General features: G+C 59.9%; 1 protein-coding gene. It reads left to right on the forward strand.

The features are described from left to right. Nucleotides 1-5,736 (forward strand): collagen-like protein (locus JCM10914_RS27950; protein WP_052019940.1); only part of this gene is annotated, 5,736 nt, incomplete at its 5' end. Between the last annotated feature and the right edge of the window lie 14 nt (nucleotides 5,737-5,750).

Here is a 5,750-nt window from a genome sequence, read left to right on the forward strand (position 1 = left end):
TCGGTAGGTTCGACAGGATCCACAGGTCCAACAGGAGTAACCGGCTCAACAGGCATAACGGGAGCAAGCGGCCCGACAGGTCCGATCGGAGCAACAGGTTCTACCGGAGCAACGGGTCCAACAGGAGTAACCGGCTCAACGGGGGTAACAGGGCCAACCGGAGCAACTGGCCCGATCGGGGTTACGGGTCCAACTGGAAATACCGGAACGATCGGAGTTACTGGCTCAACAGGCCCAACCGGAGCAGCAGGCCCAACCGGAGCAACCGGTCCAACAGGTCCAGCAGGAGTCACCGGCCCGACAGGGCCAACCGGAGTAACAGGAGCAACCGGACCAATCGGAGCAACGGGAGCCACAGGTCCGATCGGTGCAACAGGTTCAACAGGTGCTACGGGTGTGACAGGAGCAACAGGAGTAACGGGTCCAATCGGCAGCACCGGTTCAACTGGTCCAACTGGTGTAACGGGAATAACAGGTCCAATCGGGTCTACGGGTCTAACAGGAGCAACCGGAGCAACTGGCCCAATCGGGTTTACCGGTTCGACAGGAGCAACAGGTCCGATTGGAATAACTGGCCCAACGGGTGCAACGGGTGTGACCGGCCCCACTGGAAATACCGGAGCGGTCGGCTCGACTGGTCCAATCGGCGCCACCGGAGTAACCGGCCCGACAGGTGTGACAGGTTCAACCGGAGTCACCGGTCCGACAGGTGTCATGGGAGCCACCGGTTCGACAGGCCCAACCGGCCCGACCGGAGCGATCGGAGTTACTGGCTCAACAGGCGCAACGGGTTCAACAGGTCCAACAGGTTCAACAGGTTCAACAGGTTCAACGGGAATAACAGGTCCAATCGGAAATACCGGATCGGTAGGTTCGACAGGAGCCACAGGTCCAACCGGAGTAACCGGCTCAACGGGAGTAACAGGCCCAACCGGTTCGACAGGAGCAACAGGTCCAGCAGGAGTAACCGGCCCAGCAGGAGTAACCGGGCCGACAGGTTCAACAGGCGCTACGGGGGTGACAGGAGCAACAGGAGTCACCGGTCCAATCGGGGTTACAGGTCCAACAGGGGCATCAGGCATAACGGGATCAACCGGCTCGACAGGAGCGATTGGAGTTACTGGCTCAACAGGCGCTACAGGTTCAACAGGTCCAACCGGAGCAACGGGTATAACGGGAGCGATCGGTCCAACCGGAAATACGGGAGTCGCGGGTCCAACTGGTAATATCGGTGTCACTGGTTCGACAGGATCCACAGGTCCAACAGGAGTAACAGGTCCGATTGGAATAACTGGTCCGACGGGTGCACCGGGAGTAACAGGTTCAACCGGAAATACGGGAGTCACCGGCCCGACGGGAGTAACAGGTTCAACAGGAACCACGGGTGTGACAGGAGCAACCGGAGTAACAGGCCCAACAGGTATAACGGGATCAACTGGCTCAACGGGTCCGACAGGACCAATCGGAGCAATGGGTGTGACCGGCCCGACAGGCGCGATCGGAATTACCGGCTCAACGGGAGCAACAGGTCCAACCGGCAACACCGGAGCGGTCGGCCCGACAGGTGTGACCGGAGTTACAGGAGCAACAGGTCCGATCGGAATAACTGGCCCAATCGGGGTTACCGGTTCAACGGGAGCCACTGGTAATACAGGAGTAACAGGTACAACCGGAAATACCGGATCGGTAGGTTCGACTGGCCCGACAGGAGCAACAGGAGCGACCGGAGCAATCGGAGCCACGGGCTCAACAGGTCCAACCGGCCCGACCGGGGTTACCGGTTCAACGGGAGTAACAGGGCCAACCGGCAACACGGGTGTGACCGGTTCGACAGGAGCCACAGGTCCAGCAGGAGTAACCGGCCCGACAGGAGCGATTGGAGTTACTGGCTCAACAGGCTCGACGGGTGCAACGGGTATAACGGGAGCAACAGGTCCGACCGGAAATACTGGATCGATAGGTTCGACAGGCCCCACCGGTGTCACGGGAACAATTGGTAATACAGGAGCAACAGGTCCGAACGGAGCAACTGGCCCAACCGGAGCAACCGGACCAATCGGAGCCACTGGTAATACAGGAGCAACGGGAGTAATAGGTCCAATCGGGGTTACAGGTACAACGGGTCCAACAGGAGCAAGCGGCCCGACAGGTCCGATCGGAGTTACGGGTTTAACGGGAGCAACGGGAGTAACAGGTCCAACCGGAAATACCGGATCGGTAGGTTCGACTGGCTCCACCGGAGCAACTGGTCCGACAGGAGCCACAGGTCCAGCAGGAGTCACCGGCCCGACAGGGCCAACCGGAGTAACAGGAGCAACCGGACCAATCGGAGTAACGGGTGTGACCGGAGCAACAGGAGTAACGGGTCCAATCGGCAGCACCGGCTCAACGGGTCCGACGGGTGTAACGGGAATAACAGGAGCCACCGGAGCCACAGGCCCAATCGGGGTTACAGGTTCAACGGGTCCAACCGGAAATACTGGGGCCACCGGTTCGACAGGTGTAACCGGCTCAATAGGCATAACGGGATCAACTGGCGCAACCGGCCCAATCGGAATAACAGGTTCAACAGGAGCGACGGGTATAATGGGTGCAACCGGCTTGACCGGTCCAACAGGAGCTACCGGTCCAGTTGGAGTTACGGGTGCAACGGGAGCAATTGGAGTTACCGGTCCAACAGGTCCAACAGGTTCAACGGGAGTCACAGGCCCCACCGGTGTCACGGGAGCAACTGGTATTACAGGAGCAACAGGCCCAACCGGAGCAATCGGAGCAACGGGTGTTACCGGTCCAACAGGGGCTACTGGAGCCACAGGCCCAATCGGGGTTACAGGTTCAACGGGAGTCACAGGCCCGACAGGTCAGATCGGAATAACGGGAGCAACAGGCGCTACGGGTGTGACCGGAGCAACGGGTATAACGGGAGCGATCGGTCCAACCGGAAATACGGGAGTCACCGGTCCAACCGGCAACACCGGTGCGGTCGGCCCGACAGGTGTGACCGGAGCAATCGGAGCAATCGGAGCCACGGGCTCAACAGGTCCAACCGGGGTTACAGGTCCAATCGGAAATACAGGGGCCACCGGTTCAACTGGCGCAACTGGCGTAACGGGTTCAACAGGTCCAACCGGAGCCACTGGCCTAATTGGAACTACGGGTCAAACTGGCGCAACCGGCCCGACAGGTCCGATCGGAGCAACAGGTTCAACGGGCGTTACGGGTGTGACAGGAGCAACAGGAGTAACCGGTCCAACAGGTTCTACCGGAGCAGCGGGTCCAATAGGAGTAACCGGCTCGACGGGTGCAACCGGCCCGACCGGGGTTACCGGTTCAACGGGAGTAACAGGGCCAACCGGCAACACGGGTGTGACCGGTTCGACAGGAGCCACAGGTCCAGCAGGAGTAACCGGCCCGACAGGAGCGATTGGAGTTACTGGCTCAACAGGCTCGACGGGTGCAACGGGTGTAGCGGGAGCAACAGGCATAACGGGAGCGACGGGTATAACGGGCGCAACCGGCTTGACCGGTCCAACAGGATCAACGGGAGCTGTCGGCTCGACTGGCCCCATCGGCACCACCGGAGCAACGGGAGCAACAGGCCCAACAGGTCCAACCGGAGCCACTGGCTCAATTGGCACTACGGGTTCAACGGGAGCAAGCGGCCCGACAGGTCCGATCGGAGCAACCGGAGTAACAGGAGTCACCGGCCCGACCGGGGTAACAGGTTCAACGGGTTCAATTGGAGTCACCGGTTCAACTGGCTCGACAGGTCCAACTGGCCCGACCGGAGCGATCGGAGTTACTGGCTCAACAGGAGTAACAGGAGCCACTGGTAATACGGGAGTAACCGGCCCAACCGGTCCTTCAGGAACAACCGGCCCGGCGGGTGCCACGGGTGTAGCTGGGGCAACAGGCATAACGGGAGCAACGGGAGCAACAGGCCCAATTGGAACTACGGGTCCAACCGGAAATACCGGATCGGTAGGTTCGACTGGCTCGACCGGAGCAATCGGAGCAACCGGTCCAACAGGGCCAACCGGCAACACGGGTGTTACCGGTTCGACAGGAGCAACAGGGCCAACAGGGCCAACAGGAGCAAGCGGCCCGACAGGTCCGATCGGAGTTACGGGTTTAACGGGAGCAACGGGAGTAACAGGTCCAACCGGAAATACCGGATCGGTAGGTTCGACTGGCTCGACCGGAGCAATCGGAGCAACCGGTTCGACAGGAGCAACAGGTCCAGCAGGAGTCACCGGCCCGACAGGGCCAACCGGAGTAACAGGAGCAACCGGACCAATCGGAGTAACGGGTGTGACCGGAGCAACAGGAGTAACGGGAATAACAGGTCCAATCGGGTCGACGGGTCTAACAGGAGCCACCGGTTCGACAGGAGTAACCGGCTCGACAGGGATAACGGGATCAACTGGCGCAACCGGCCCAATCGGAATAACAGGTTCAACAGGAGCGACGGGTATAATGGGCGCAACCGGCTTGACCGGTCCAACAGGAGCTACCGGTCCAGTTGGAGTTACGGGTGCAACGGGAGTCACAGGCCCGACAGGTCAGATCGGAATAACGGGAGCAACAGGCGCTACGGGTGTGACTGGAGCAACGGGTATAACGGGAGCGATCGGTCCAACCGGAAATACGGGAGTCACCGGTCCAACAGGCGTAACCGGCTCAACCGGCCCGACCGGAGCAATCGGAGTTACTGGCTCAACCGGAGCCACTGGTCACACAGGAGCAACAGGCCCAACCGGCAACACCGGAGTGAGCGGTCCAACTGGAGCAACTGGTAATACAGGTGCAGCAGGTCCAACAGGTCCAACAGGTCCAACAGGAAATACCGGAGCCACCGGTTCGACAGGAGCAACAGGTCCGATTGGAATAACGGGTCCGACGGGTGCAACGGGAGTAACAGGTCCAACCGGAAATACGGGAGTCACCGGCCCGACAGGAGCGATCGGAATTACCGGCTCAACGGGAGCAACAGGTCCAATCGGAAATACCGGGGCCACCGGTTCAACTGGCGCAACTGGCGTAACGGGTTCAACAGGTCCAACCGGAGCAACTGGCCCAATCGGGGTTACCGGTTCAACAGGTCCAACCGGCCCAACCGGAAACACCGGAGTGACCGGTCCAATCGGAGTTACAGGTTCAACGGGTCCAACTGGGTCAACTGGTAATACAGGTGCAACAGGTTTAACAGGAAATACAGGAGCCACTGGTTCGACAGGAGCAACAGGTCCGATTGGAATAACGGGTGCAACGGGAGTAACTGGTCCAACCGGGAATACGGGAGTAACCGGCCCGACAGGAGTAACAGGAGCCACGGGTGTGACAGGAGCAACTGGAGTTACAGGTCCAACAGGGGCAACCGGACCAATTGGAGTTACTGGCTCAACAGGCGCTACGGGTTCAATAGGCCCAATCGGGGTTACAGGTTCAACGGGTCCAACTGGGTCAACTGGTAATACAGGTGCAATAGGTCCAATAGGAAATACAGGAACCACTGGTTCAACTGGCCCCACCGGAGTAACAGGAGTAACCGGCCCGACAGGTGTGACAGGTGCAACGGGTTCAAAAGGAGCCACGGGTAATACAGGAGCAACGGGAGTAACAGGTCCAACCGGCAACACGGGTGTTACCGGTTCGACAGGAGCAACAGGTTCAGCAGGAGTAACCGGCCCAGCAGGAGTAACCGGGCCGACAGGTTCAACAGGCGCACGGGGGTGACAGGAGCAACAGGA

This window comes from Paenibacillus sp. JCM 10914 (assembly GCF_001315105.1).
Classification (GTDB): domain Bacteria; phylum Bacillota; class Bacilli; order Paenibacillales; family Paenibacillaceae; genus Paenibacillus_AQ.